The 24463-nt window shown below is 57.5% G+C and carries 27 protein-coding genes; 12 read left to right on the top strand and 15 right to left on the bottom strand.

Annotated features, from left to right (window positions below; translation table 11 throughout):
* Window positions 1-32 precede the first annotated feature (32 nt).
* The 4 genes from QZ534_RS17135 to QZ534_RS17120 all read right to left on the bottom strand — a co-directional run bounded on the left by QZ534_RS17135 (window position 33) and on the right by QZ534_RS17120 (window position 4183).
* Entirely contained in the window at window positions 33-767 is a 735-nt protein-coding gene (locus QZ534_RS17135; protein WP_296936210.1) for an NRDE family protein, read from the bottom strand.
* Between the two features lie 4 nt (window positions 768-771).
* On the bottom strand, window positions 772-1335 hold the full coding sequence (locus QZ534_RS17130; RefSeq protein ID WP_296936208.1) for a DinB family protein: 564 nt from the start codon (window positions 1333-1335) through the stop codon (window positions 772-774).
* Window positions 1336-1443: 108 nt separating this feature from the next.
* Entirely contained in the window at window positions 1444-1731 is a 288-nt protein-coding gene (locus QZ534_RS17125) for a hypothetical protein (RefSeq protein WP_296936206.1), read from the bottom strand.
* Between the two features lie 82 nt (window positions 1732-1813).
* On the bottom strand, window positions 1814-4183 hold the full coding sequence (locus QZ534_RS17120) for an amylase (RefSeq protein ID WP_296936204.1): 2370 nt from the start codon (window positions 4181-4183) through the stop codon (window positions 1814-1816).
* Window positions 4184-4426: 243 nt separating this feature from the next.
* Between QZ534_RS17120 and QZ534_RS17115 the strand changes: the two genes are divergently transcribed.
* From QZ534_RS17115 to QZ534_RS17105, 3 genes are read left to right on the top strand one after another with little or no spacing between them, the layout of a single operon-like run.
* Window positions 4427-6013, top strand: a complete 1587-nt coding sequence (locus QZ534_RS17115; protein WP_296936202.1) for an FMN-binding glutamate synthase family protein — start codon at window positions 4427-4429, stop codon at window positions 6011-6013.
* A gap of 15 nt (window positions 6014-6028) precedes the next feature.
* Window positions 6029-6700 (top strand): TVP38/TMEM64 family protein, encoded by a 672-nt coding sequence (locus QZ534_RS17110; protein ID WP_296936200.1) that lies wholly within the window; start codon window positions 6029-6031, stop codon window positions 6698-6700.
* 17 nt (window positions 6701-6717) lie between these two features.
* Window positions 6718-8088: a DsbA family protein gene (locus tag QZ534_RS17105; RefSeq protein WP_296936198.1), complete on the top strand. Its 1371-nt coding sequence runs from the start codon at window positions 6718-6720 to the stop codon at window positions 8086-8088.
* On the opposite strand, the gene QZ534_RS17100 is transcribed toward QZ534_RS17105, so the two are convergent.
* Window positions 8063-8359, bottom strand: coding sequence for a hypothetical protein (locus tag QZ534_RS17100; RefSeq protein WP_296936196.1), 297 nt, complete (start codon window positions 8357-8359; stop codon window positions 8063-8065). The genes QZ534_RS17105 and QZ534_RS17100 overlap by 26 nt on opposite strands.
* A 91-nt stretch (window positions 8360-8450) precedes the next feature.
* Here QZ534_RS17100 and QZ534_RS17095 point away from each other — a divergent pair, with 91 nt between their 5' ends.
* Window positions 8451-9182 (top strand): SDR family NAD(P)-dependent oxidoreductase, encoded by a 732-nt coding sequence (locus QZ534_RS17095; RefSeq protein WP_296936195.1) that lies wholly within the window; start codon window positions 8451-8453, stop codon window positions 9180-9182.
* 241 nt (window positions 9183-9423) lie between these two features.
* Here QZ534_RS17095 and QZ534_RS17090 read toward each other — a convergent pair whose 3' ends face one another.
* On the bottom strand, window positions 9424-10122 hold the full coding sequence (locus QZ534_RS17090) for an SDR family NAD(P)-dependent oxidoreductase (RefSeq protein WP_296936193.1): 699 nt from the start codon (window positions 10120-10122) through the stop codon (window positions 9424-9426).
* A gap of 210 nt (window positions 10123-10332) precedes the next feature.
* Between QZ534_RS17090 and QZ534_RS17085 the strand changes: the two genes are divergently transcribed.
* On the top strand, window positions 10333-11223 hold the full coding sequence (locus QZ534_RS17085) for an SRPBCC family protein (RefSeq protein WP_296936191.1): 891 nt from the start codon (window positions 10333-10335) through the stop codon (window positions 11221-11223).
* 31 nt (window positions 11224-11254) lie between these two features.
* Window positions 11255-11653, top strand: coding sequence for a PaaI family thioesterase (locus QZ534_RS17080; RefSeq protein ID WP_296936189.1), 399 nt, complete (start codon window positions 11255-11257; stop codon window positions 11651-11653).
* 426 nt (window positions 11654-12079) lie between these two features.
* Here the strand turns inward: QZ534_RS17080 and QZ534_RS17075 are convergent, their stop codons facing one another.
* From QZ534_RS17075 to QZ534_RS17060, 4 genes are all read right to left on the bottom strand, one after another.
* Window positions 12080-12544, bottom strand: a complete 465-nt coding sequence (locus QZ534_RS17075; RefSeq protein ID WP_296936187.1) for a MarR family winged helix-turn-helix transcriptional regulator — start codon at window positions 12542-12544, stop codon at window positions 12080-12082.
* 96 nt (window positions 12545-12640) lie between these two features.
* Window positions 12641-12835, bottom strand: coding sequence for a hypothetical protein (locus QZ534_RS17070; protein ID WP_296936185.1), 195 nt, complete (start codon window positions 12833-12835; stop codon window positions 12641-12643).
* Between the two features lie 16 nt (window positions 12836-12851).
* The gene (locus QZ534_RS17065) at window positions 12852-14066 is read right to left on the bottom strand and encodes a YeeE/YedE family protein (protein ID WP_296936183.1); all 1215 of its coding nucleotides are present in this window, start codon (window positions 14064-14066) and stop codon (window positions 12852-12854) included.
* Between the two features lie 19 nt (window positions 14067-14085).
* Entirely contained in the window at window positions 14086-15042 is a 957-nt protein-coding gene (locus QZ534_RS17060) for a sulfurtransferase (RefSeq protein ID WP_296936181.1), read from the bottom strand.
* A 231-nt stretch (window positions 15043-15273) separates the two neighbouring features.
* Here QZ534_RS17060 and QZ534_RS17055 point away from each other — a divergent pair, with 231 nt between their 5' ends.
* Window positions 15274-15432: a hypothetical protein gene (locus QZ534_RS17055; protein WP_023009739.1), complete on the top strand. Its 159-nt coding sequence runs from the start codon at window positions 15274-15276 to the stop codon at window positions 15430-15432.
* 56 nt (window positions 15433-15488) lie between these two features.
* Here the strand turns inward: QZ534_RS17055 and QZ534_RS17050 are convergent, their stop codons facing one another.
* Both QZ534_RS17050 and QZ534_RS17045 read right to left on the bottom strand, forming a co-directional pair.
* Window positions 15489-16286, bottom strand: a complete 798-nt coding sequence (locus tag QZ534_RS17050) for a DUF547 domain-containing protein (protein WP_296936177.1) — start codon at window positions 16284-16286, stop codon at window positions 15489-15491.
* Window positions 16287-17075: 789 nt separating this feature from the next.
* A complete protein-coding gene (locus tag QZ534_RS17045) occupies window positions 17076-17627 on the bottom strand; it encodes a carboxymuconolactone decarboxylase family protein (RefSeq protein WP_296936175.1) in 552 nt (183 codons plus the stop codon).
* 117 nt (window positions 17628-17744) lie between these two features.
* Between QZ534_RS17045 and QZ534_RS17040 the strand changes: the two genes are divergently transcribed.
* The gene (locus QZ534_RS17040) at window positions 17745-18350 is read left to right on the top strand and encodes a TetR/AcrR family transcriptional regulator (RefSeq protein WP_296936173.1); all 606 of its coding nucleotides are present in this window, start codon (window positions 17745-17747) and stop codon (window positions 18348-18350) included.
* Window positions 18351-18837: 487 nt separating this feature from the next.
* On the opposite strand, the gene QZ534_RS17035 is transcribed toward QZ534_RS17040, so the two are convergent.
* Genes QZ534_RS17035 through QZ534_RS17025 form a run of 3 tightly spaced genes read right to left on the bottom strand, consistent with a single transcriptional unit; the run spans window position 18838 to window position 20093 of the window.
* Complete coding sequence (locus tag QZ534_RS17035) at window positions 18838-19140, bottom strand: monooxygenase (protein ID WP_296936171.1); 303 nt, start codon at window positions 19138-19140, stop codon at window positions 18838-18840.
* A 56-nt stretch (window positions 19141-19196) separates the two neighbouring features.
* Complete coding sequence (locus QZ534_RS17030; RefSeq protein ID WP_296936170.1) at window positions 19197-19553, bottom strand: DMT family transporter; 357 nt, start codon at window positions 19551-19553, stop codon at window positions 19197-19199.
* Window positions 19554-19571: 18 nt separating this feature from the next.
* Window positions 19572-20093, bottom strand: a complete 522-nt coding sequence (locus QZ534_RS17025; protein WP_296936169.1) for a DMT family transporter — start codon at window positions 20091-20093, stop codon at window positions 19572-19574.
* Window positions 20094-20450: 357 nt separating this feature from the next.
* Between QZ534_RS17025 and QZ534_RS17020 the strand changes: the two genes are divergently transcribed.
* The 4 genes from QZ534_RS17020 to QZ534_RS17005 form a co-directional block, all read left to right on the top strand.
* A complete protein-coding gene (locus QZ534_RS17020) occupies window positions 20451-22115 on the top strand; it encodes an AMP-binding protein (protein WP_296936167.1) in 1665 nt (554 codons plus the stop codon).
* 35 nt (window positions 22116-22150) lie between these two features.
* Complete coding sequence (locus tag QZ534_RS17015; RefSeq protein ID WP_296936165.1) at window positions 22151-22918, top strand: SDR family oxidoreductase; 768 nt, start codon at window positions 22151-22153, stop codon at window positions 22916-22918.
* Window positions 22919-22949: 31 nt separating this feature from the next.
* The gene (locus QZ534_RS17010; RefSeq protein WP_296936163.1) at window positions 22950-23732 is read left to right on the top strand and encodes an enoyl-CoA hydratase-related protein; all 783 of its coding nucleotides are present in this window, start codon (window positions 22950-22952) and stop codon (window positions 23730-23732) included.
* Between the two features lie 24 nt (window positions 23733-23756).
* Window positions 23757-24463, top strand: a 707-nt coding sequence (locus QZ534_RS17005; RefSeq protein WP_296936161.1) for an acyl-CoA dehydrogenase family protein, incomplete at its 3' end; no start/stop codon positions are given.

Genomic DNA, 24463 nt, shown 5'->3' with positions numbered 1-24463 from the left:
TCGTATTTTTCCTTGTTCAGGGTGCGGGCCTGTTATCCAGACCTTTGAAGCACGGACACCCCGGCCGCGCGATTGTTACTGCCCGGAAAACCGGGCCAGTATCTAAAAGTGAGATTGGTCTCAGTTACCCGGATATGACTCATGCTTACCGTGGCGCGACCTTTTCGTTTCATGGCTATAGCCACACTCTCAGGCCAGCCATGCTTGTTCCGATGCAGGTCCAGGAGACGCCCAACCGCCTGACCCGGCTCACAGCGCTTCAGTGCCCGGCGAACCAGATATCTTCGAAGAGCGGGAACAAAGCGCGGCATGAGAGACGAAGTACTGATGGTCATCTCAGCCAAATCACGGGTTTCTTTCAGGGTCTCGCCGGTCCATTCCCATTTGAAAGGACCACAGGGTTCACCATTAAAGGCCAGGAGAAAAAACGGCGGATACGGGGAAAGAGTCTCGCCCCACAGGAATGCCCGGACTTCTGCAACGGTACGCGCTGAGCTCAGACGCCTGACCAGCAACCCACGACTTGTAGACTGGCCCGCAGGCACCCGGGATGGGTAACGGTAGTTGTTCAAAAGGGCGATAATGAGGCCCTGGCTGTTGGCTGCGATCCAGGTGCCACCACCCAACGGATCTTTGGGCATCACTGTGTTGACCCCATCGCGACACTCAACAACGGGCGGGCCCGCTTCGGGGCGCTGCAACGACTCGTCCCTGTTAAAAAACAGGTCAAGTCCTGCCGGTGAGTACTGCCAGCTCAATGTGCACATGGGATCAGGCGCTTTCGGCCATACCCCGGGCCTGCCGTTGCAGGTACCGCAAGGTCGAGGGGTGAACCCCGAACTCTGCACCGACTTCCACGCCCGCCTGTTCGGCCAGCATGCCGATAATCGCCATGTGGTGAATGGTATGGCTGGCCAGGAACACCAGTTCCCGATCCACGCTGGTCTTGACTACCTGCCCCTGTTCGTCGCTGGTGTGCAACATGACGAGCCCATCGAAATGATCCGCGCTGAATCGGCTTCGCAACGTCCGCAGAATCTCTGATAATCGATTGGCACCAGCCCGTCGATCCGTTTCCAGTGACAGATCACGGTTCCGGTTTTCATAGTCGAGCAGCGCTCCCGGTGAAGCTGTGGCCGACAACAGGGCACTGTAATGGTCAATAATGTGCCGGACATGCTTGCCAATCACATGCTGCTTACGCTGGCCGAAACTCCGCCGGTAAAGATTCCCTGGCAAGTATTCCAGCATTTCAATGAGCTGCCCGATTGCATGGGCGTTTTCTTCAACAATGTCGTTAACGGTGTCGGCTCGCTCAGAGCGTGATTGAGTCATGGTATTCGTCCGCTTCTTGTTGGTCCCGGGTTCGATTGCCTTTCAAGCTGAGGCAATGAGAACGACCGCGTGGACACAAGTCTTGCTCGTGCCCACCCGATCAACGGCTCAGGCTTCGGCCTCTCCTTCAGCTTCACCTTCCGCTTCGCCTTCTCCCTCAGCTTCACCTTCGCCCTCGGCCTTGCCTTCCGCTTCACCTTCAGCCTCGCCTTTTGCTTCGCCCTCGGCTTCAGCCTCTCCGGCGGCCAGCATCAGATAGCCTGGTTCAGCCGTGGCGTCGGCGGCGGATACGTTGAACGCCGAGGCACCCATAACAACCGCAAACACGGGGCCGGTATAGGCCATGCCCCGGGCAAGCTTGCCGAGTAATCTCTGTTTCTGTATTTCTCTGGACATGATGTGTCCCCCTTGATTTGACGTAACAACTGCCAGGCTTACACCCGGCCTCTCCATATCCGGAGCCGGAGAGCTTTTGCGCTCAACGGCCCCCGGATGCCTTTTGCGGTGCCTTCTCAAAACACCGCCCGGACAGTGCCGCCGCAGCGGCCTCCAGATTGTTCATATCCACCAGATAGCGCTCACGACCTTCCAGCCAACCCGCCAGCCTGGCGAAGCCCTCGGTATCCAACGGCCGGCCGTCTTCGCCGCAACAGCTGGAAATCAGATGTCTGAGACTCTCGTTCACAGTCAGGATCTGCACACCGCTGCCGTCTCCCAGTGGCTCCTCACTCGGCACGAGCACGGCATTTACGCGCCCTGCGATGCCTGGCTTCGCTGGAGTGAACACCTCATCACCGTTGGAGTTGTGCAGAGGCAGACCCAGCCCCGTAACGCCTGAACCATCGGTGCTTTTGAGCAGGGCACCACGGCCAGAATCCGTTCGCCATTGCGTGGACAGCGCCAGCGTCATCGCGTCGCGCAGCGAAGGCTCCGAATGGCTGACCAGAAATATGTCGCTATCCGGGCCCGCAACAAGACCGGCATCTATGGCAATGTCATCGTGCCGGGCTGCATGGCTGGCCAGACAGCTGGCAAGCGCTGGAACGACCGCCGCCAGTGACAGGCGAGAACGGACCACCTGGCCATCAAGAATCAATGTAAAGCCCGGGGTATCCCGAACAATTTCAAGTCTTGGCAATGAGTCCTTACCTGCCTCATCGGAAATCGCCATGGGTTCAAGCAGGCTTTCTATCCGGTTGACCAGCGGCGCGCTGTCGGTAAAGAAAAGTGCCCGGAAACGACCGCAGGACAAGGCCATCGACATCATGGTGGACGTTTCCGGGAACGGAGGCTGGCCAGACTCTGAAGCATCCTGATCATCAGGCTGCCCCTCGGACTGAACCAGGAAACGGTTATTGACCCAGTCCGCCAAGGTATTCCAGACATCGTTCCGGATAGCCCAGGCATCTGGCGCGGCGGGCATGCTTTTGGCCGCGGAATCCACCAATGCCGAGGCAATGTCATCCGGCCCGGCACCCTCGGTTGCCATCAACCAGATCAGCGACGCGGTCTCATTCAGGCTGCTCAGGTGGCCCAGGCGGGTGTCGTAGAGGTAAACCTGATCTTCGCTGAAGGTTTCTTCTGCCACCCAGCGTTCGAGGCGGGGTTGCTTCAGGGGCCGGTCAGAAAGGGCCTGGGCGACTACCCAATCGGACAACCTCGGCAAGGCCATAAACGGCAGGTACGCCGACGGGTCTGATCCCGGTATCAGGTTCCTGAAGCCGCCGCTGTTCGCCAGTTCGGTCTGGGTTTCACGAACCAGTTTCTCCACCATCGAGCCGCTGGACTCTTCCTGTGCGGGCCGATTAAGGCCGAGCATTTCAACCAGATCGGTAACCATCCCGCCCTTGATTTTTTCCTCAATATCGCCGCCACTCTCCGGCCCAGCGCACACTTCCAACGACGGGCTGAGGTTGCACTCCAGAACCCAGGGCTTGATGTCGGCATCAATCAGGCAATCAATGCCCATCAGCTCATAACAGCCACGGGTATCGGCACCGATCACCCGGGAGCGCTCTCGCATGGGCTCCAGGGCCGCCAGACAGGTCAGGGCGACCATGTCCTCGATTTTGGCGAACAGGGCGTCATCGTCGTGACCCTGTTCCCGGAGCCAGGCCCGGTAACGTTCGAAATCCACAAACTCCACGGGTACCTCTGCATCCAGATTCAACGCGTTCACATCCGGATTGGTAAGGTAGCTGTAGGGGTTGTTGGCGTTTTCCTCGTCGTAAGGCATGGAAGCCAGCTTGGCAAAGCCCTGGTGATACAGGTAAACACGAAACGGCGAGACCGAAGAGACAAGCACATACAGCCGCAGAACGTATTTCCGGCCGTGCATGGTGTGTGGATTTTCCAGGTACTCCTGAACCATCCAGGACGATTCCATGGGCACGTCGGCGGGATCTGCCACCAACTGGATCCCCTTCCCTCGGGCGGCATTCTTCGGCTTGAGTAACCAGCGTTTGTCCGGATTCTCCAGTGCCGCCTGCTGGAAAGCATGGTAGTCCTCCGGCATCGAGAACACCTTAGGCACGAACGCCAGGCGGTCGGTCAGATGTTTGCCGCCCTTTTGCTGCCGCTCTACCCGATCCCGCAAGTCCATCAGGCTACGGTAAAGGCGGCTTTTCACCGTGAGGGCATTGTTACCGGGAATGTGATTAATTGTCCGCTCTGGCCCCACCTGGCTGAAGAATTCCGGATCAGGCATGCCCGTATACCAGCAAGCCTCCCAGTTTTCAGGACCTTCCGCCTTTTGCCACAGAGATTTATCGAGGGACTCCTCGAAGAAACGGTCCTGTTCGTAGGACCGGTTGCCGCCCATCCAGTATTGACGATTGTGCCGAGTCATCTTGTCGCGCTCTCCGTTCCGGTGGTTCAGTGCCTGTTGTCGTCAGGGCACTGATTTCTCGCGTTTCACGGACACCGACACATGAGATTTGCAACTGTTACACCATGGCTCGAACATTTTTGACCAATCTGTTTCTCCTCCGGGCAATGGCAGTTTCTGCTTCTGTAACAACGCTGCCATGCAGGTGTCCTTGGCTTGCCGAACCAATCAGCGACGAAACTCCCAACAATCAGGAATACAACCATGGTTTTTCGACATGCCTTTATCCTCGCCGGCCTGGTTACCGTTATCTTGCTATCACTGGCGACCATCCACTGGCCATCCAGCAAATGGCTCTGGCTGATTGCCGGGCCCCTGCTGGCAGTGGGGGCTCACGACCTGCTCCAGAACAAACACACGCTTTTGCGCATTTATCCGGTAATCGGGCACTTTCGGTATCTTTTTGAGTCGGTGCGTCGGGAGTTACAGCAATATTTCGTGGAGTCGGATCTGGATGGCGCACCGGTAAACCGGGAATTCCGCAGCCTCACCTACCAGAGAGCGAAGAAGGACAACGACACCCGCGCCTTCGGCACCATCTTTGACGTCTACCGGGATGGCTACGAGTGGCTCAATCATTCAGTGGCACCGAAACACTGCCTGCCAGCCAACCTCCGGATCCGCTTCGGCGACAGCCGGTGCGCACAACCCTACGATGCGGCCCCGTTGAATATTTCGGCCATGAGCTATGGCGCTCTCAGCCGCAATGCCATCATGGCCCTGAATCGGGGAGCCAAACTCGGCAACTTTTTCCATAACACCGGTGAGGGCGGCATCAGCGAGTGGCACCTGAAACATGGCGGCGATCTGGTGTGGCAAATTGGGACCGGCTATTTCGGTTGCCGCGATTCCGAAGGCAACTTCGACCCGAGGTTATTTGCCAGGGAAGCGGCCCGGGATTCCGTGAAGATGATCGAAACCAAGCTGTCTCAGGGCGCCAAGCCCGGGCATGGCGGTGTATTACCGGCGTCCAAACTGACCCGCGAAATCGCTGATATCCGAAAGGTCCCCATGGGCCAGGATGTACTGTCGCCGCCAGGTCATACGGCTTTCTCAAGTCCCATCGAGCTGGTGACGTTCGTGGCCAAACTGAGGGCGCTGTCCGGTGGCAAACCGGTGGGTTTCAAACTCTGCCCCGGAAATCGACAGGAGTTTCTGGGCATCTGTAAGGCCATGCTGGAAACCGGCCGGCTGCCTGACTTCATAACCGTGGATGGCGGCGAGGGTGGCACCGGGGCAGCGCCGGTAGAGCTGACCAATTCGGTTGGCATGCCGCTCAGGGACGGGCTGCAGTTTGTGCATAATGCCCTCAAGGGTATTGGCGTTCGGGATCAAGTGCGCCTGATCGCCTCGGGCAAGTCCTTTTCGGCGTTCCATATGCTGCGCCTTATGGCGCTGGGTGCCGACACCGTCAATTCTGCCCGAGGTATGATGATGGCTCTGGGCTGCATACAGTCCCGCAGCTGCAACACCGATAAATGCCCGACCGGTGTCGCAACCACCAATCCGGCCCGCTACCAGCAGCTGGACGTAACCGACAAAGGTGTTCGCGTGGCAAACTACCAGCACTCCACCGTGGAGGCGCTTGCGGAGCTGCTGGGTATTCTTGGCATTGACCGTCTGGAAGACCTGCAACCACGCCACCTGAACCGGCGTGTTAATCCAAGTTTGGTGATGAATTATGCTCAGCTCTACCCCGGTATCGAACCTGGTTGTTTGTTGCACAGAGACTGCGCACCGGCGGACTGGGCTGAAGATTGGCGGCTGGCAAGGGCCGATCGTTGGCAGTAGAAAAAGGGTTGCTAGATGACCTTTCGGATCGCCGTGCTTGCTGTCGTGGTCGGCGCCCTTGCCGGAGCATGGTGGCTGCTGCAAAGCCTGGATATGCCAGCAAACCTCTCGCCAGACACACTGGCGGAATGGCTGGGGAGTCAGGGCGCGGCAGGGCCGCTCCTGCTGATGCTGTTGATGATGATTGCCGTGGTGGTGGGGCCCATTCCCACCTTACCCATCAGCGCAACAGCGGGGCTTGCCTTCGGTATTCTATGGGGGACGGCTATCGCAGCGACCGGCGCGCTACTCGGAGCCCTGTCGGCGTTCTGGATTGCCCGGTGCCTTGGCCGGGAAGCCATCTGTAAGCGGTTTCCGGACAATCCGGTACTGGCCAGAGACGGATCTCAGCGTTTTCTGACCATTGCGGTGTTCCTGACCCGACTGATTCCCGTGTTCTCATTCGCTCTCATCAGTTATGCCTCCGGCGTTACTGCCATACAGGCCTGGCGCTTTGCCATCGCGAGCCTGGTCGGCATGCTGCCGATGACGGTCGTGTTCGCCGGCCTGGGAAACACATTCAAACTGAACCCGGTTCTGACAGTACTGGCCGGCGTCGCTATTCCCATCGTCATGATATGGTTGCCCTGGTCGATCAGCCGTCACCCCGGCTCAAGGCTGGCCCGCTGGCTACAACTGAATCAATAACAACAAAGGATGCTGTCATGCGTCACCTTGAAAAAGCGGACCTCATGCCCTGGTTCGCCCGCGCTTTATCCAGTGCGCCCCGCTATTCCCTGCAGGCGGCCATTCAGGGTGCACGCGCAAGAATCCGGGGCGACCTTGGCCTGGCGCGGGTTTTCATCAATCCACGCGACCCTTTTGGCCTTCCGCTTTTACAGGCCCTGGTACAGCTGGAGGAACGCTACCGGGTGCGCTTTCAGCTTCACACCGTCTGGCGACTGGATGATGACATGTTTCCAGAACCTGCACTGTGGCAAGCCTGGGCCCAACAGGATGCAACCAGGCTGTCCAGTCTGTACGGCTTCACGCCTCCGGATCGGCCGGACCCGCCAGCCCAAGCCGAACTGGAAACCGCCACTTCACGTCTTCTGGCGGCAGAAGCTGACCCTCGCGCCCTGTCAGAGGCCTTGGAGGTGTTCCGTGAACTCTGGGCTTTCAAAACGTCCGGATCGACAAACGGTTCGTCGGAGGCAGCCAGACTGGCCGAAAATGAAGCAATGCTCCGAAGGCTCGGGCACTATCAGGGGAGCATGGTCTGGTACCTTGGGCAGTGGTTCTGGGGTATGGACCGACTTGACCACCTTGAGCAATGCCTGATCCGCCAGAGGCGGAACCATGATGCAGCCGACCAGATTCTTTTTAACCGAACCTGGGCGGAACTGGGGCGGGAGGCCCATCCGGTAGCCGCAGATCATCCGGCGGCCCAGGTTCCCCTGGAGGTGTTTTTCTCCATCCGCAGCCCTTATTCCTACCTCGGGCTGGAACGTGCTGTGCAACTGGCCAGTGCCTGGCGCATCCCGCTCCGGCTCCGTCCCGTGCTTCCCATGCTGATGCGCGGGCAATCCGTACCGGATGCCAAGAAGTGGTACATCTTCCATGACACAAAACGGGAAGCCAACAAGCTTGGCATTCCCTACGGCTTTGTCGCCGATCCCCTTGGCCCCGGTGTCGAGCGGTGTTATGCGCTGTTTGACTATGCCCGCTTGCAAGGTCGGGAAATCGACTACATGCGCAGCTACGCCCGAGCCGTCAACGCCGAAGGGATACGGTCGGAAACCGACGCCGGTCTGAGGCAAATCGTTGAGCGGGCGGGGCTTGACTGGCAGAAGGCCAGAAAGCACTTGAACGATGAAAGCTGGCGGGACTGGGCGGAAGACAACCGTCTTGCGATGTATGAGTGCGGTCTCTGGGGCGTTCCTAGTTTCCGTTACGGGGCAGTCAGCTGTTGGGGGCAGGATCGGCTATGGATTATTGATGGCGCGATTAAAAAAAGGGTGAAGACCGGCTCCACCCAAGGGGTCAGTGACCCGACCGTCAATGCAGAGGTCACACAGAGTCAACGCAGTAATTGAGATAGGTGGGCTCGAATACGTCAGAGGAGAGCCATTTACCGGTCCGAGCGGTTTCCCGCCCAGGATCGGACGGCAAGTAACGGTAATTCACATAGCCGGGCTCATATTTGCCCGGCTCGACCATACTGCCTGTTCGCAATAGATTGAAAGGTACTCCAGAACCGGTATCTGAATAGGTGTAATTGACGTAGCCAGGTTCGCTCGCGGTGCCAGACGCCAGAACCGTGCTCGAGCAAACCAGAGCAAACGCAGTAAAGAGTGCTTTTTTCATTACAGGCCTCCAACGGCAGATGCCGTTTCATGTCATACAACAGACTGACGCCTGAATCCGCTGAATGTTACAGATCAACCGGGAGGGAATTATGGCAACCACCGACAAACCCATTGCCCTGGTCGTCGGCGCCGGAGATTATCTGGGCTCCGCCATTGCCAGACGATTCGCTCGCGAGGGGTATCACCTGGTGGTTACCCGGCGCCGTGGCGATCTTGGTGATCTCACTCGCCAAATCGACGCCCTCGGTTCCAGCGTAACGGCACTTCACTCAGACGCCCGGGACGAAGCCCAGGTTATCGAGCTGGTAAACCATGTGGAGTCACAACTGGGTGCCATTCAGGTTGCCGTTTTCAACGTTGGCGGCAATGTCCGGTTCAACCTGTGCGATACCAGTACACGGGTGTACCGGAAAGTCTGGGAAATGTGCGCCCTGGCCGGATTCCTGGTGGGGCGAGAAGTTGCCGGTAAAATGCTGGCCCGCAAAGCCGGAACCATCCTGTTTACCGGTGCTTCGGCCAGTTTGCGAGGCGCCGCCGGATTTTCCGCATTTTCAGGTGGAAAACACGCTCTCCGGGCCCTGGCTCAGAGCATGGCCAGGGAACTGGGCCCGCAGGGCATCCATGTTGCCCACGTGATCGTTGACGGCCTGATCCGGAACGAGTCAACGGCTCAATACCTGCCTGACCTATACGCCAGCAAGGGAAAGGACGGCATCGTCGAGCCGGACGACCTGGCGGAAATTTACTGGCAGTTGCACCAACAGCCTCGCTCTGCCTGGACATTTGAGATTGACGCCCGGCCTTTCTCTGAGCCCTGGTAAAACTGGAACTTCCAATGCTTTCCTCAGGGTTGGATTGCCCCCTGCAGCCGCCTTGACAGAATCCGGGAACGCTGGCTATTGCTCCAGCGTTTTCTTGAGTTGCCCCAGCAGGCCTGCATAGATGCCGTGGCAGAACTCAGCCGCTTCCTGGTCCTTACCCTGCCAGTGCGAGTACCACTCCACAAAGGCAGTTCCCGACCATCACCGCAAGTGGCGATGGTCATCTCGTTGTGTAGCCCTGCTACCAGTTCTCGCCGAAGGGCCGGATATCCAGCTCATGGGTCCAGGCTGACGGATCCTGCTGGCACAGGTTCCAGACGGCGTCGGCCACGGCCGACGGCTGCACGAAGAAATCGTCTGGCTTGTCCGGCAGCATCTTGCGCGTGCGTGGCAGGTCCACCACACCGTCAATCACCACATTGGCTACATGAATCTTCTCCGGCCCAAGCTGCCGCGCCAGAGACTGGGCCAGGCTGCGTTGGGCGGCCTTGGCCGACGCAAAGGGAGCGGTATTGGCGCGGCCGCGGGTTGCCGCCGAGGCACTGGTTACTATAATACTTGCCGAGTCATGCTGTCGCAGCTGTGGCAGTGCCGCCTTGGTGGCAGCCACCAGGCCCTGGACGTTGATTCGCCAGTTGGCTTCGAAGTCTTCCAGACTGGCCTCCTCGACATTTTTGAAGGTGCCGCCGCCGGCGTTATACAGGATCACCGACACGGACCCCAGCCTCCCCTCAATCGCCGAGAGAACCGTGGTAATCTGCTCTGGCTGCATCAGGTCGCATGGAAAGGCATGAGAGCCATCCACCTCGCTCTCAAGCTGGCTCAGGTACTCCTCACTGCGGGCCAGCATGGCCACCTGATAGCCCTCATCACAAAAACGCCGCACAAACGCCTCACCGTTGCCCGGACCGACTCCCAGTACTGCGCAGACTTTGTTCATGCTTTGCCTCCTTTTCCGTGGGAAATCTTTATTCAGTGTAGGGCATATTGCGACGCCAAAAAGATAGCTGGAAGCACTCCACGCATTCGCGTCGAAACCTTTCCAGTACAAGAAGGGCTCGGAGCTTTCGTGTCAACATGGTTGACAAATACCGAATAGCCGCTCTATTTTGTCTACCTGATTGACATGACTTTATCCGGGAGAATCAACATGAACCAGACACTCGTCCGCACAGCACTGAAACTCAATGCAGCGTTTTCGGGGATTTCAGGACTATTCCTGCTTTTCCTGCCAGATCTCACAGGCCGGTTGATTGGCGTAGGTGCCCCCCTGTTCCTTCAAGCGGCGGGGTTGGGATTGTTGATTTTTTCAATGGATCTATTGCATCAAGCCACTCGTGACAAGGTCGCCGGTTGGCGGGTGCTATACGCCAGCGTCGGGGATTTCATCTGGGTCCTGTTCTCCATCGTCGGCGTAATCCTCTGGGGCTCACACCTCACTCCGCAGGGAATCTTTGCGATACTTGCCGTTGCTGCGTTTGTACTCTACTTTGGACTCAGCCAGATGGCTGGACTGAAAAAAATGTACTACCAGCCAAAGGACCGTAGTTTTGGCTACTCACTCCGATACCAGTCCATCTCGGATGCAGACAGCCTCTGGCACATTGTCGGCAATCTGGGGGCCATCTCGCAGTATGCTCCGAATCTTGCTTCCTCTCAGATTGAGAGCATTCCCAACGACGATTTACCGTTGCGAGCCTGTGAGGATACCCAAGGCAACCAATGGCGGGAGCGCTGTACTGAATATGACGAGGACCGAAGACGCTATGAGGTTGAATTCCTGACCGAAGAGGCTGGGTTTCCTTACCCTGCAACCTGGATGATTGGGGGCTGGCAGGTTGAGCAGATCCCGGATGGATCCGAAGTGATCGTCTGGTGGAAGCTACATCCCAAACCCGCTTGGTTGGCACCGGTGATCATGGCAATGCTGGCCTTCGGCGTTGACAGAACATTTCCTGACGTGATCGCAAACATGGAAAAGCAGGCACTGTCACGCGATCCTGAAGAACTGGCAAACTCTGCCGATCAGGCGACTGCTTGAAGAGCGTTTGGGCAACAGCTGGAGTATTGACATGGATCTACTTGCATTCGGAAAGAGTGTTCTGGAATCTCAGCCATTCAGTCTTCTGCTTGGCTGCACACTGAATTCATTCGAACCGGGCAACGCTCAACTCGAATTGGTCATTGAGGATAAGCACCGGCAACAGCACGGTTTTGTGCACGGTGGCGTAGTGAGCTACCTGGCTGACAACGCCCTGACATTCGCGGGTGGATCTATACTCGGAGACTCTGTCACCTCGGAGTTCAAGATCAATTACACCAGGCCGGCCGTCGGCGAGAAGCTGATCGCCGAGGCGTCGGTTGTTGCTGCCGGCAAGCGACAGGCAGTTTGTGACTGCAAAGTCTACGCAGTCGAAGCCGAGGCAAAAAAACTGGTGGCTGTCGCTCAGGGGACCATTGTTAAAGCCTGAGGTTATTGTTTTGGAGGAGCCATAATGACTCGTTCTGGCCCATGTTCCCTGGCAGGGTTCGCCCTTGTCGCAGGATGTCTAACACCGAGCCAGGCTGTCGCCGATGACCTGCCTGCATGGCTTTCAGGACCGCCCAAGACTGAAGTGCCCCGGTGTCTCCAGCCTTTCTTTCAGACAGTCAAGGAAACCGCGGAAATTGATCAGGCGGGATCATTTCACAACCTGGCGGAGAAGCGCCTTGCCAACCTCGTTAACCGAGCTTGGGAGGCACGTAGAAGTCACCCGGAAGAGAACTACGAAGCCACTTTGACTTTCCTCTACATGAAACCGGGTGGCGCGCCCAGGCACTTCCGGTTTCAAATGAGCGGTGGAGAAATCGACAGACTGGGATCCAACTGCGAGAACTGACACCCAGCCCCGGCGCGATCAGAGATTTTCCAGAGTCCCGGCTAGTGCATCCAGTTCTCGCACAAGGTCTTTGAGGCTTTTTTTGCCGACGGTATTGCTCAGCTCCCGATCCATCTCGGAGAGGATTTGTCGAACCTCGGACATCAGTTTCTCGCCCTTCAGAGTAAACTCAATGGGTTTGAGCTTACCTGGCCCGGTTCCCTGAACGAGGTAACCGGCTTCGCTCAGCTCCTTCACGGTTTTTGCCACCATTTGACGTGAAATATCGAGCCTGCGGGCAATGTCAGAACCAAAGTTTACCCCACAGTCCAAGGCACCCAGAAACCCAAGCAAAGAAGCGGATACGTCTGCATAGCCCCGGTCACGAAGCCGTGCGGCAGCAACTTCTGAGATTTTGTCTTTCACCGTGCCGGCGGACTGTACCAGGGTAAGGGTGTCGCTTTCTGCGAGTGGTGTGCCCCGCTCAGTGAAACTAACCGTCATAATGCTGTGCCATGGCCGTAATAGAAATAGGTTGGAAAACCGTGGCGATAGTGTACTTCATCTTCCCCCTAATCGCTGGCCCTGGCCGGGATCAGGTCAGTTTCTGGTCGACGGACACGGCGCCCCGCAGGGCGCGCAGGCGGTCTCATCTCGCTGCGACAGCGCCGTTTCTACGTTGCCCTGGCCAGAATTGAAAGCAAACGTAGGGCTGTTCAGATGATCCACAAGGATCAGGACCAGGATGATGCTGAGCACAACGACAATGCGGGTTCGACTGTAGGCTCTTTCCATAAGACCGACTCCGCACTCAGTTAGGCAGCCGGAACCACGGCCGCAGCCGGATCCCGATCAGTGAGCCGGAAAAGGCGCAGGCAAACCAGACCCAGGCGTGCAGGCTGGCCGACGCAATGCCGGAGAACAGCGCCCCGATGTTGCAGCCAAAGCCCAGGCGGGCACCGTAGCCGAGCAGCAAGCCACCCACCACGGCAGCCAGGAACTGCCGGCCTTCTGGCCGATTTCGGCTGGCCTCGTTAAAGCGGTTTGCAAGACCCGCAGCCAGCATAGCGCCCAGTAGAAGCCCGAAATTCATCACCGAGGGAATATTGGTGAGTACCGAATCTTTCAAGGCCATGGCGGGGTAATCCCAGGTCCAGAACTCGAACTGGGACATGTTAACGCCCACCACCTCCAGGGCCTTGGCGCCCCAGACGTTAAAGGCAAAGGTGATGCTCCAGGGCGCGCCGCCGATCGCGAGGGTCAGGGCATTGCCGGCCGCGAGGATCAGGATGGCCCAGGTAAAAGGCCAGCGACCACTGAGCAATGTTCTGAGTACACCGTGGCTCTGGCCCTTCCACAGAAGTTCATCGCGCTCGATGGTTCCATGGGCCTTACGCTCAATTCGATTGACCCACCAGGCGATCAAACCGAGACCCACGAACTGCACCACAATGGCACCGCTGACGCCAAAGCTGCTGACCAGAGGAACAGGATCAAAACCTGGCTGGTCGAGCCACCAGGGCAAGTGGATCGACCCAAGTACAGCACCGGCGATGAAGAACACCAGTGTCACCACCATGCGGATATTGCCGGCTCCCACAGTGAACAGGGTACCCGAACCGCAGCCTCCGCCAAGTTGCATGCCAATACCAAAAATGAACGAGCCCACCACCAGGGAAGTGCCCACCGGCGCCACGGCACCAACCAGGCCAGCCTGACCGCTGTGGAGCATCGGAACCATGATCAGGGAACTAAGTCCGAATAGCAGCAGCTGAGCGCGCATACCAGCGCCGCTTTTCTTGGTCACCAGATTGCGCCAACCCGCCGTAAAGCCGAAGGCGCCGTGGTAAAGCGCCATGCCCAGCACAGTTCCAACGATAAACAACGCCACCATGAATGGGGCGGTTTCCAGCCAGATCAGTCCGCCCAACAGGGCAAGACCTACCAGGGCCATCGATACGATGAATCGGTCCACCTGCCAGCCGGGCTGTTGCAGCCCGGGCTGGAGGACTGCGGAATCAGACATGACTTGTCACTTTTTCAGATCAGTTGAAAAAATCCAGAATCTTGCCAAGGCCTCTCTTCGCAACCTGCAGTGGCCGATCACTGTCTTGGGACCACTCAGCCATCGAACCGTCGTAAAGAGCAACTTCCTCGAATCCGGCCAATTCGCTGAGCACGAACCAGTCCGTGGCTGCCCAATGTCCGGTGTTGCAGAAGGCAATGGTCCGGGCCGAAGGGTCCAGCTCGGCCTGGTTCACCTTGGAACTGATGACGCCTGCATTCAGGTACCAGGCCTGATCCTGCTGAGCCAGAAAATCGGCGTGAGGCAGGCTTCGGGAACCGGGAATCGTGCCCGGCGCCTTGGCGGCCGGCGACTGGGTTTCACCGGTAAAATAGTTTCTCGGACGGGCATCCACAAGCTGCGCCTGGCTGTTTCGAGCGGCCTGGACTTCATCAAGCGATGCAATCAGCTCCTGCTGCAGGGTGCCGTCAAACTGCACCACATCCCGGCGCTCACCCTCGCCACTGGCAACCTCGAATCCGGCTGCCTGCCAACCGGCAAAACCGCCGTTGAGAATGGTGACATCGTCGTGACCCAACACACGGAAGGTCCAATAGACCCTGGCTGCACTGCCAAAATCCGTAACGCCGGTGCCAGCCGGCACGATAACAACGGTATCGTCATTACCTATGCCCAGGCTGCCAATGAGCCGTTCCAGGCTCGCAACCGGGGGCAAGAGACCGGCAACCCCGTTACGGCTTTCGCGCCAACCATCGCCGGTGTAGCTACTGTAAACAGACCCGGGGATGTGTGCTTTCTGAAAGCTGCTGCGATCCCCCCCGTTATCAATACCGGAGCGCACATCAAGTACCACGAGGTCGCTACGATTCAGGTTTGCATCAAGCCAGTCGGCATCCACAAGCGGAGGCGTTTTATCACCGGCCGCCATTGCCAGAGAGCTTGCAACGATCAATATAAGGGCCAGAAGTCGACTCATGGTGCTTCTCCTTCGTTGCGAATTCTTGAACGATCATTATGAATCGAAGGGAGAGGAATGCATAGGCCCGCCCTGATCGTATTTTGTTATATCGAAATCCCGGAATTTTCCGCCACCGCGACCGCTAATCTGTAACGCAACCTAACACTGCGGTGTCTATACCCCGTAAGCGAGGCCTGTTCCCATACGATGCAGACCCCGCGTGTCATCGAACCGAACGAGGTACAGACCATGAAAAAACTGACACTGATTTTCGCCGCTATCGCACTGTCCTTCTCTGCGACTACGGTCCTGGCTATGAATGGTCAGGCCGACAGGTACCATGAGGCGCAGAGCTACCCGACCAAGACCGTCGAGCAGGTTGCTGACGTGAAAGTATCCGCGAGATAACCCGCGACGAGAAAGGCCGCTACTCTCCGGAATAGCGGCCTTTTTTGTGCCTATTTTCAGTCAACTGGCTGATCCAGGGACGGGAAGTTATCCGGCGTGTTAAGCGCCCAGTCGTAATTGATGAACTCCAGGGACGATGTGGCAGCCACCTTTTTAGCTACCTGGGGAGCAGCCCACGCCTCTATAAATGCCTTCGAAGAACCCGACGCTTCTTCAAAATCCTCTTCATACCATTTGAACAGCTCGGTCACATACAAGGTATCGCCTTTTACCTGCAGATGACGCGCCGTATTGAATGCCCTCCGGGTATTCTCCGCAAGCAGACGCTCCAGGTTATCGGCGGTGTAAATGGCGTTCCGCAGCGGTGGGCATCCGACCGATGCGCAGTTCACCGCAAAATGAACCCGGGCATCTTTCCAGCCCTTGCTGGCATATTCCTCGCCCAACAGAATTTCCTTCTCCATATCGTTGAGGCTGTAATTGCGACCGCCAATAACAAAGTTCTTCCGCTCAAATACGCTGTCGACAAACGGGTTAACCCGGCCGCCATAGTCCCACACAGAGGACACAAGTTCGCCGTCTGGCCGTTCGGTAAGAATCTGATCAAGCATGAAAAAGTTGTAGGCGTTAATCCAGAAGGCAACAGATTCCGCTTTCTCTTCAAGGGCACCGGGGTCAAACGCCTTCAGGGTTTCGCGCTGCTTGGTCAGTGTCTTTTCCAGGCTGTCGCTGGCCAGGGCAGGAGGATAATCAAAGGCCGAAACCAGTCCGTTTCCCGGCAGTGTGTGTTCAATCAGGTGCCGATCAAGCAGCTCCTGATAGTGCTGGAAATTATCGCGATTGGGATCAGACATGGCTCTGCCCGGGAGCAGGGCAAGCACAACAATTAAAGACAAAAGTGGATAACTACGCATCATTCCTCTCCAGTAGGTGGATTTGATAAAGGGTTGATAATCGGTGCTTCAGACCAACCCGGAGCGGTTCTGTTACACAGAGATGAATTCAAAAACACGAGGAAGGAGCGGCGCCGGCAGGGGAACTCCACGCCGAAGAATTTCAATCAGCACGTCTGTAACGCTACCAGGTACTCGGTGTCTATGTAGCGAGCACCATTCACTGATACCTGTCCCAGCGGCAAGATCAGTGGACGGACATCAGCAATACGGAGGATACATCATGAAAACTCTGGCTTTGTTAGGCGTACTGTTTGCTTTCGCGATGGGTTCGGCAGCACATGCCGAGGGCGTAAGCGCCGAAGACATCGAATGTGGGAACAATGCAACCTGCATCCCTAATCTGGAGGAAGGAAACGGAGGGTCAACTGGCTAGCCGCTTGACTTGCTCCACAAAACTGAACGGACGAGTCCTGCACAGACTAAGAAGCTCTTTGAGGATGAGTGCGCGCGGGTACTGAACTGCCCGCGCACACAGGATGCTGTAGGCCCCTACTTTCATCGGTATTAGAGGCACGTTAACTAGCTTCTAGGCTTCCGAAGCAAAGGCAAACAACACTTTCAGACTTTACACCCCAATGACCCCGGTGCGTGGGCAAAAGGCTCAAGGACAAAACTGTCAAGGCAGGCAAACAGGCTGGCACGAATGCGGACTAAGCCGCATCCGCTCGCCAGCGAGAGCTGAAATTACTACTTTTTATGCCACTCAAATTTCTTGAACGGTTCATCAACCGGCGTTTCGGCAATGTGGTTGATGTAGTTGCTCAGGGTTTTCTGGGACAGCACAAGAATCACCTCCAGCACCTGGCGATGGTTGTAACCCGCCTTGTAGAACGCGTTCAGATCCTCCTTGCTGACATTGCCGTCCTTGCGCATCACGGCGAGAGTGAAGGTCCGGAGAGCCTCCAGCTTGTCGCTCGGCAACGGTGTTTCATTCCGCAAAGCATCGATGATGTCATCGGAGACTTCCATCATCTTGGCAATGCCGGTATGCGCCGGAACACAGTAGTGGCAAGCGTTTTCCACGTTGATTGTCTGCCAGACGACGGTTTTTTCGTCTTTATCAAAGCTGCTGTCCAACACCAGCTGATGCAGCTTCTGATAGGCCTCAAGCGCTCCTGGCGCTTCGGCCATCACGGCGTGAAGGCCAGGGATCATGCCAAAGCCCTTGAGGGAATTCTCAAGAAGCGGTTTGGATTTTTCCGGAGCGGATTCGACATCATGCATTGGAAAGTCAGTCATAACGATCTCCTTACTTGAACGATTGCTCAATATCAAATTCAGGCTAACTGTTATTGAGTGATCATTCAAGATATAATTGAGTGGTCATTCAAGTCGCGACAATGGTGAGTCGTTGTTATGGCCAGACACGCACGCTATGACCGAAAAACCGCCCTGGAAAAAGCCGTAGGCCTGTTCTGGGAGAAGGGCTATCATGGCAGCTCCATGAAACAGATTGAGCAGGCCCTCGATATGCGCCCGGGCAGCATTTATGCCACCTTCGGCAGCAAAGACGGCCTGTTTTCTGAAGCTCTGGCTGCCTATGCGGAACAGGGCGGCCAGGAGTTGGCCGCTCACCTCAAGGGTTTTGATTCAATTGTTGACGGTCTTCAGGACTATCTGCGCGGCATCGCCTGCAGTTGCTGCGACCGAAGCGCGGCACCCTCACGTGCCTGCATGATCGTGAAAACGCTGCTGGAATCCAGCAATACGCATTCGGCCCTGGCGGACCAGGCTAACAGCATTCTTGCTGCGATTGAGGAATCCATTGCCGGCCTGGTCGAGCAGGCAAAGATGAAAGGCGAGCTGGCACAGTCCGTAGACAGCCGTCGACTTGCCAGACTCCTGCAGGCGCAGATCATGGGCCTAAGATCCATGGGTGAACGCAATCTGGACCCGCAAACCATAAGAGATCTTGGTGATGATATGGCCGCCGTTCTGGATGGATACCGCCTCCACCACTGAATCGTTCCCTTACCGGGCGCCTGAGCTGAAAGTAGAATCACTTCCGTAGAGTTGTGCCCACAGCCCTAGCCGGTCACCCTGATTCAATACTGTCCGAAATCAGCTGACCACTACAGATGGTGCTCTCTGAAAAGTGTGCGGCGCTGTGCAAAATACGACGCACTGATCATGCTGTTTTAGCGCATTTGCAATTATATGCCTAATACTCCCACAAGCATTTGTACGACCAGTTTCACTTCAGAGATCCGGATTCGAAACAGATTTCAAAACTCTCAGAGGAAAAGATTTTTTCTAAACTGAGAAGGGAAAATGGGCACGTATTGGATCCTGTGCGAATGTTCGCTTTTGTTTAAGAGCGAGCTTTTATGGACGCTTACCGACCGCTGGCAAGTACAGCACTTGCATTGACCGATAAACCTGTGGAACAAGGGTGGAGCACCCCGAAGCTCCTTCAGTAACTCATGTCAGCCATTCCCGCCGACATGACTCAAACCGGACCGTGATCAATCTCAGACAGCCGGCCATTCACCTGAAACACCTTGCCATTCACTTCCGGCACACCGAACTCCTTCAGCCTTGCGGTATGTTTTTCCAGATAAACCCTTGCGCTGTTCTCATCCTCGAACAGATAGATACCGCCTGCCTCGCAGGTGTCACGGTTTTCAGTCCATATTTTCCAGAGGAATCCCGGCTCCTGGGCAATAGACTCGGCAAGCTCGGCCATCGCGCTTGCCATCTCCTCGCCAAACGGCCCCTCATACGGAAAATCCACCTGAAGTATGGTTCTCATCGTTGCTCTCCTTCATGGCTTATCAAAGCATTGCAATTCCCACCACCTACATTAATTCAAGCAGGCGTCATTTTCGGCTCCAAAGGCCGATTAAGCAGCAAAGCCTGCGCAATGCCCGACAGAATTATCAGGGCGCAGCCGGCCATTTGGAGGCTATTCAGGCTCTGGTCAAACAGCACCCAGGCAAGCGCCACAACGGTAATCGGTTCCAGATAAGCCAGGGTGCCGAACGTGGCGGCAGGCAGGGACTTCAAGGCAACTACCGCCAACAGGATGGCCAGGAAACCCGGCACAACACCGGCAGCAATTAACCAACCCCACTGTGCCCGCGAGATGGCTTCGCCTTCCAGCAGCATCAGAGGCAACATGCACAATGCGCCCGCGAGCATCTGGTAACCACTGCGGCTGAACACATGAACCCGGTCATCTATTTAGCGATTGGTTAACATAAACGCCGAGTAACAGAGCATGGCGCAAAACGCATAGGCCAGACCAATGGCTTCCTCTGCCCGCCCACTCAGGTTGAAGTTGAACTCCATCATCATGGCAAAGCCAAGCAGCGCGAATCCGACCAATCCAATACTGGCCGAGGTGAGGCGTTCCCCGAGAAAGAAATGCGCCGCCACGGAGGCCGTCACGGGTGCCAGATAAAGCACCATAACGGCGTTTGCCATGGTGGTGTAATCCATTGCCAGGATGTAAAACACCACGAAACCGGCAAGGAAAACGCCGGTTACCAGCACCTTCGTGCCGGGCCACATAAAAACTTTGCCGTGCTGCCTGGTTGCCAGCAGAAAAACCGCAACCAGAACGGCGCCAATGAACAGCCTGTAGAAGGTAACGGTCTCTGCCCCAACCCCGGCGTAGACGGAAATGGCTCCGATGGTTCCCATAAAGATGGCAGAAAACGTCGCACACGCTACGAAGACACCAGACCCAGATACTGAACTCATACTACCTCTCTTGTGAATGGCTTCGAGCTAGCCAGCTCGAAGCTTTTTCGCTCTCTCCCGAAGGTGCTCCTGGCCGCTTCTTTCCGGGCTTTTAATGCATCGATGGCGTCGACTTTCAGGGGCGGGGGAGCTGGCTGGGCACATCCTACAGTCGTCCGGCGAAAGATGATATTGCACCCTCCGAATGCAGGGTCGCTCTCGGTTTGAGTGGTCACGATTGTTACCACAGATTCTCAGATTTTAAGCAACATGTTGACATAATATTCTGGCAAGGCGTATGTTAAATCTGACATGGTCAGGCCAGGATTTACGGTCTGGCCTTCTAACAACAAAAACCGGAAGCCAAAGGTGAAGAAGATGGATACAGGCATCACTCTCAATCCGGAACGCCGTGCTGCGATGATTGAAAGCGGCGCATGGAACGACAAGATCATTACGGACTACCTCGACCAGGCAGTCGTCAGCACCCCGGACCGGGAAGCCATCGTCGGCTACCAGGTCGCCAGCGACACCCGCACTGCCCTCACGTATCAGGAACTCAATGACAAGGTCACCCGCATGGCGGCGGGCCTGGCGGCCATGGGCATCGGGAAAGGCGAGGTGGTGGCCTGCCAGCTACCGAACTGGTGGCAGACTACTGCCCTGCACCTGGCCTGCATGCGTATCGGCGCCATCCTGAATCCGCTCATGCCCATCTTCCGGGAGCGGGAGCTGCGATTCATGCTCAAGCACGGCGAGGCCAAACTGCTGATCATTCCAAAGGTCTTCCGGGACTTTGACTACGAGGCCATGATCGACGGCATCCGCGGGGAACTGCCGGACCTGGAAACCCTGCTGGTCATCGGCGGCGAGGGCGATCGCAGTTTCGAACAGCGCCTGATGGAAACGCCCTGGGAAGACCAGCAGGACACCAACGCACTATTTGCCGAGCGCCAGCTCACTGCCGACGACGCCATCCAGATCCTTTACACCTCTGGCACCACCGGCGACCCCAAGGGCGTAATGCACACCTCCAATACATTGTTCTCCAATGTGCGCCCCTATGCCGATCGGCTGCACCTGACTTCCGATGACAAAGTACTGATGGCCTCGCCCCTGGCCCACCAAACGGGCTTCATGTACGGCATCATGATGCCGGTTTACCTGGGCACCACCGCGATCCTGCAGGACATCTGGGACGCGGACTACGTCTGCAGGGTGATTGGTACCGAAAAACCGGCCTTCACCATGGCGGCGACACCCTTCCTGGCCGATCTGGTGAAGACCGCCCCAAAGCACGAAGGTGAACTGGATTCCCTCCGGATCTTTGTCTCCGCCGGCGCACCGATCCCCAGCGCCGTGGTTGAACAGGCCGGCAAGGTACTGAAGGCAAAGATCGTCTCCGCCTGGGGTATGACCGAAAACGGCGCTGTCACCATGACCTGCCCGGAAGATCCCGCCGAGCGGGCCAGCCAGTCCGACGGCAGGGCCATGCCCTACATGGAAGTGAAAGTCACCGATTTCCAGGGCAATGAACTGCCTCCCGGTGAAGAAGGCAGCTTGCTGGTCCGGGGCTCAAGCCTGTTTGTTGGCTATCTCAAGCGCCCCGAACTCTACGGCGTGGATGAGGATGGCTGGTTCAACACCGGCGACCTCGCTCGCATGGATAAAGACGGCTATATCCGCATCACCGGCCGTACCAAGGACGTGGTAATCCGCGGTGGCGAGAACATCCCGGTCGTTGAAGTGGAAAACCTGTTGTACAAATACCCGGGCATTGTCGATGTCGCCCTGGTGGGTTGCCCGGACGAACGCCTGGGTGAGCGTCTGTGCGCCTATGTCACCCTGGATGAAAACGCCACCGACCTGACCCTGGAGCAGGTCAAGAAGTACCTCACCGAACAGCAACTGTCCAAGAACTACCTGCCCGAATATCTGGAAGTGATCGAGGCCATGCCCCGTACCGCCTCCGGCAAGATCCAGAAATTCAAGCTACGCGAGCAGGCCAGAGAGGTTCGCCTCGAACCGGTCAAACGCGGCTGATCCCTTTGATTGAACAGCAACAGGAGCAAGTCATCATGAGAGGCCTAAACGGAAAAACAGTCATCGTGACCGGCGGCGGGGGCGGCATCGGCCGCGCCGTGTGCCAGCGCTTTGCCGAGGAAGGAAGTCTGGTGGCCGTACTGGACCGGGACGAGAGCGCCGCCCAGGCCACGGCCGACCTGATAACCGAAGCCGGAGGCAAGGCAAAAGCTTACGCTGCCGACATCACCGATTACGCCGCCATCACCCAGACCGTGGCCGCCATCGAGAACGATCTTGGGGTGCCCACGGTGCTGGTAAACAACGCCGGTTTCGACCGCTTTTTGCCGTTTCTGAAAACCGAGCCGAAACTCTGGGACCAGCTAATTGCCGTGAACCTCACCGGCGTCCTGAACATGCACCACGTGGTGCTGCCGAAGATGGTGGCGGCCGGCGGCGGCAAGGTCATCAACGTGGCCTCCGATGCGGCCCGGGTGGGCTCCTCCGGTGAATCCGTCTACGCCGCCTGTAAGGCCGGCCTGGTGGGTTTCAGCAAGACCGTGGCGCGGGAGTTGGCCACCAAGAATGTGTGCCTGAACGTGGTCTGCCCCGGCCCCACCGACACCGCCCTGCTCAAGGGCGTGGCGGAATCCGCGCCCAACCCGGAGAAACTGCTGGAAGCCTTCCGCAACGCCGTACCGATGAAGCGCCTGGCCCAGCCGGAAGACTACCCCGGCATCATCGCCCTGCTCGCCAGTGACGACGCCAACTTCATCACCGGCCAGGTGATCAGTGTGTCCGGCGGCCTGACCATGGCCGGCTAACGCCCATCATTACCAACTCGGAGAACAGACCATGAATTACGAAGACATCCTGTACGACGAAAGCAACGGCGTTGCCACCATCACCATCAACCGGCCGGACCGCTACAACGCCTTCCGGGGACAGACCTGCATGGAACTGCTGGACGCGTTTAACCGCGCGGGCTGGAACAAGGATATCGGCGTGATTGTCTTCACCGGCGCCGGCGAGAAAGCCTTCTGCACCGGGGGCGACCAGGGCGCCCACGACGGCCAGTACGACGGTCGCGGCCTGATCGGTCTGCCCGTGGAAGAGCTGCAGCGCACTATCCGCGAGGTACCCAAACCGGTGATCGCCCGGGTTAACGGTTTCGCCATTGGCGGCGGCCACGTGCTGCATGTGATCTGTGACCTCAGCATCGCCTCGGAAACCGCCATCTTCGGCCAGGTCGGCCCTAAGGTAGGCTCGGTGGATCCTGGCTTTGGCACTGCCTACCTGGCGCGGGTCGTGGGTGAGAAGCGGGCCCGGGAAATCTGGTACCTGTGCCGCAAGTATTCCGCTCAGCAGGCGCTGGAGTGGGGCCTGGTCAACGCCGTGGTTCCGCCAGAGCAATTGGATGAGGAAGTGCAGAGGTGGTGTGAGGAAATCCTGGAAAAAAGCCCAACCGCCATTTCCATCGCCAAGCGCTCGTTCAACGCCGACAGCGACAACATTGCCGGCATCGGCGCCCTCGGCATGCAGGCTCTGAGCCTTTACTACGACACAGACGAGTCCAAAGAAGGCGTCAAAGCCTTCCGGGAAAAGCGCAAACCGGAATTCCGCAAGTACTACAAATAACGGCCAGACAGCCCGGAGAGCACCATGAATTTCGGATTCAATGAAGAACAGAACGCGATTCGCGAGGTTGTGGCCCGTTTCAGTGCCGAGATGCTGGCTCCGGGCTATCGTAAGCGGGACCAGGAAGGCGTGATCGAGCGGGACGTGATCCGCCAGCTCGGCGAGATGGGACTGCTCGGTGGTGAACTGCCTGAGGAGTTCGGTGGCAGCGGCATGGATTGCGTCACCAGCGGCCTGGTCATCGAGGAGATCTCGAAAGGGGATTTCAACGTCGGCTACATTCCCCTGCTGACCTCCCTGAACGGCCAGATCATCGCCAGCCACGCCGCGCCGGACCTGGCAAAGGAATGGCTGCACGGCATGACCTCCGGCCAGAAGGTGGCCTGCATTGCCCTGACCGAACCCCATGGTGGCTCGGACGCTGCCAACCTGCGCCTGAAAGCCGAGAAAAAGGGCGACGTCTATGTGCTCAACGGCGAGAAAACCTCCATCTCCATGGCCGACCAGGCTGACGTGGCGGTGGTGTTCGCCCGCACCGGTACGGTGGAGCAACGGGCCTCCGGCATCAGCGCGTTCCTGGTGCCCATGGACAGCCCGGGCATCACCACCACCCGGTTCGAGGACAACGGCCAGCGCGCCATCGGCCGGGGCTCCATCTTCTTCGATAACGTGGAAGTACCCGAAAGCCACCGCATGGGCGATGAGGGCAAGGGCTTCAAGCAGCTCATGCA

Source organism: uncultured Marinobacter sp. (genome assembly GCF_913055835.1).
Classification (GTDB): domain Bacteria; phylum Pseudomonadota; class Gammaproteobacteria; order Pseudomonadales; family Oleiphilaceae; genus Marinobacter.
This window is presented reverse-complemented; position numbering and strand designations above follow the sequence as displayed.

Coding starts and splice junctions, on each gene's coding strand:
- QZ534_RS17120 (WP_296936204.1), bottom strand. CDS start 4,183: ATGACTCGGCACAATCGTCAATACTGGATGGGCGGCAACCGGTCCTAC.
- QZ534_RS17070 (WP_296936185.1), bottom strand. CDS start 12,835: ATGGAAAGAGCCTACAGTCGAACCCGCATTGTCGTTGTGCTCAGCATC.
- QZ534_RS17045 (WP_296936175.1), bottom strand. CDS start 17,627: ATGACTGACTTTCCAATGCATGATGTCGAATCCGCTCCGGAAAAATCC.
- QZ534_RS17025 (WP_296936169.1), bottom strand. CDS start 20,093: ATGAGTTCAGTATCTGGGTCTGGTGTCTTCGTAGCGTGTGCGACGTTT.
- QZ534_RS17105 (WP_296936198.1), top strand. CDS start 6,718: ATGCGTCACCTTGAAAAAGCGGACCTCATGCCCTGGTTCGCCCGCGCT.
- QZ534_RS17135 (WP_296936210.1), bottom strand. CDS start 767: ATGTGCACATTGAGCTGGCAGTACTCACCGGCAGGACTTGACCTGTTT.
- QZ534_RS17130 (WP_296936208.1), bottom strand. CDS start 1,335: ATGACTCAATCACGCTCTGAGCGAGCCGACACCGTTAACGACATTGTT.
- QZ534_RS17075 (WP_296936187.1), bottom strand. CDS start 12,544: ATGACGGTTAGTTTCACTGAGCGGGGCACACCACTCGCAGAAAGCGAC.
- QZ534_RS17125 (WP_296936206.1), bottom strand. CDS start 1,731: ATGTCCAGAGAAATACAGAAACAGAGATTACTCGGCAAGCTTGCCCGG.
- QZ534_RS17085 (WP_296936191.1), top strand. CDS start 10,333: ATGAACCAGACACTCGTCCGCACAGCACTGAAACTCAATGCAGCGTTT.
- QZ534_RS17050 (WP_296936177.1), bottom strand. CDS start 16,286: ATGTCTGATCCCAATCGCGATAATTTCCAGCACTATCAGGAGCTGCTT.
- QZ534_RS17040 (WP_296936173.1), top strand. CDS start 17,745: ATGGCCAGACACGCACGCTATGACCGAAAAACCGCCCTGGAAAAAGCC.
- QZ534_RS17115 (WP_296936202.1), top strand. CDS start 4,427: ATGGTTTTTCGACATGCCTTTATCCTCGCCGGCCTGGTTACCGTTATC.
- QZ534_RS17100 (WP_296936196.1), bottom strand. CDS start 8,359: ATGAAAAAAGCACTCTTTACTGCGTTTGCTCTGGTTTGCTCGAGCACG.
- QZ534_RS17060 (WP_296936181.1), bottom strand. CDS start 15,042: ATGAGTCGACTTCTGGCCCTTATATTGATCGTTGCAAGCTCTCTGGCA.
- QZ534_RS17020 (WP_296936167.1), top strand. CDS start 20,451: ATGGATACAGGCATCACTCTCAATCCGGAACGCCGTGCTGCGATGATT.
- QZ534_RS17090 (WP_296936193.1), bottom strand. CDS start 10,122: ATGAACAAAGTCTGCGCAGTACTGGGAGTCGGTCCGGGCAACGGTGAG.
- QZ534_RS17010 (WP_296936163.1), top strand. CDS start 22,950: ATGAATTACGAAGACATCCTGTACGACGAAAGCAACGGCGTTGCCACC.
- QZ534_RS17080 (WP_296936189.1), top strand. CDS start 11,255: ATGGATCTACTTGCATTCGGAAAGAGTGTTCTGGAATCTCAGCCATTC.
- QZ534_RS17035 (WP_296936171.1), bottom strand. CDS start 19,140: ATGAGAACCATACTTCAGGTGGATTTTCCGTATGAGGGGCCGTTTGGC.
- QZ534_RS17055 (WP_023009739.1), top strand. CDS start 15,274: ATGAAAAAACTGACACTGATTTTCGCCGCTATCGCACTGTCCTTCTCT.
- QZ534_RS17110 (WP_296936200.1), top strand. CDS start 6,029: ATGACCTTTCGGATCGCCGTGCTTGCTGTCGTGGTCGGCGCCCTTGCC.
- QZ534_RS17015 (WP_296936165.1), top strand. CDS start 22,151: ATGAGAGGCCTAAACGGAAAAACAGTCATCGTGACCGGCGGCGGGGGC.
- QZ534_RS17095 (WP_296936195.1), top strand. CDS start 8,451: ATGGCAACCACCGACAAACCCATTGCCCTGGTCGTCGGCGCCGGAGAT.
- QZ534_RS17065 (WP_296936183.1), bottom strand. CDS start 14,066: ATGTCTGATTCCGCAGTCCTCCAGCCCGGGCTGCAACAGCCCGGCTGG.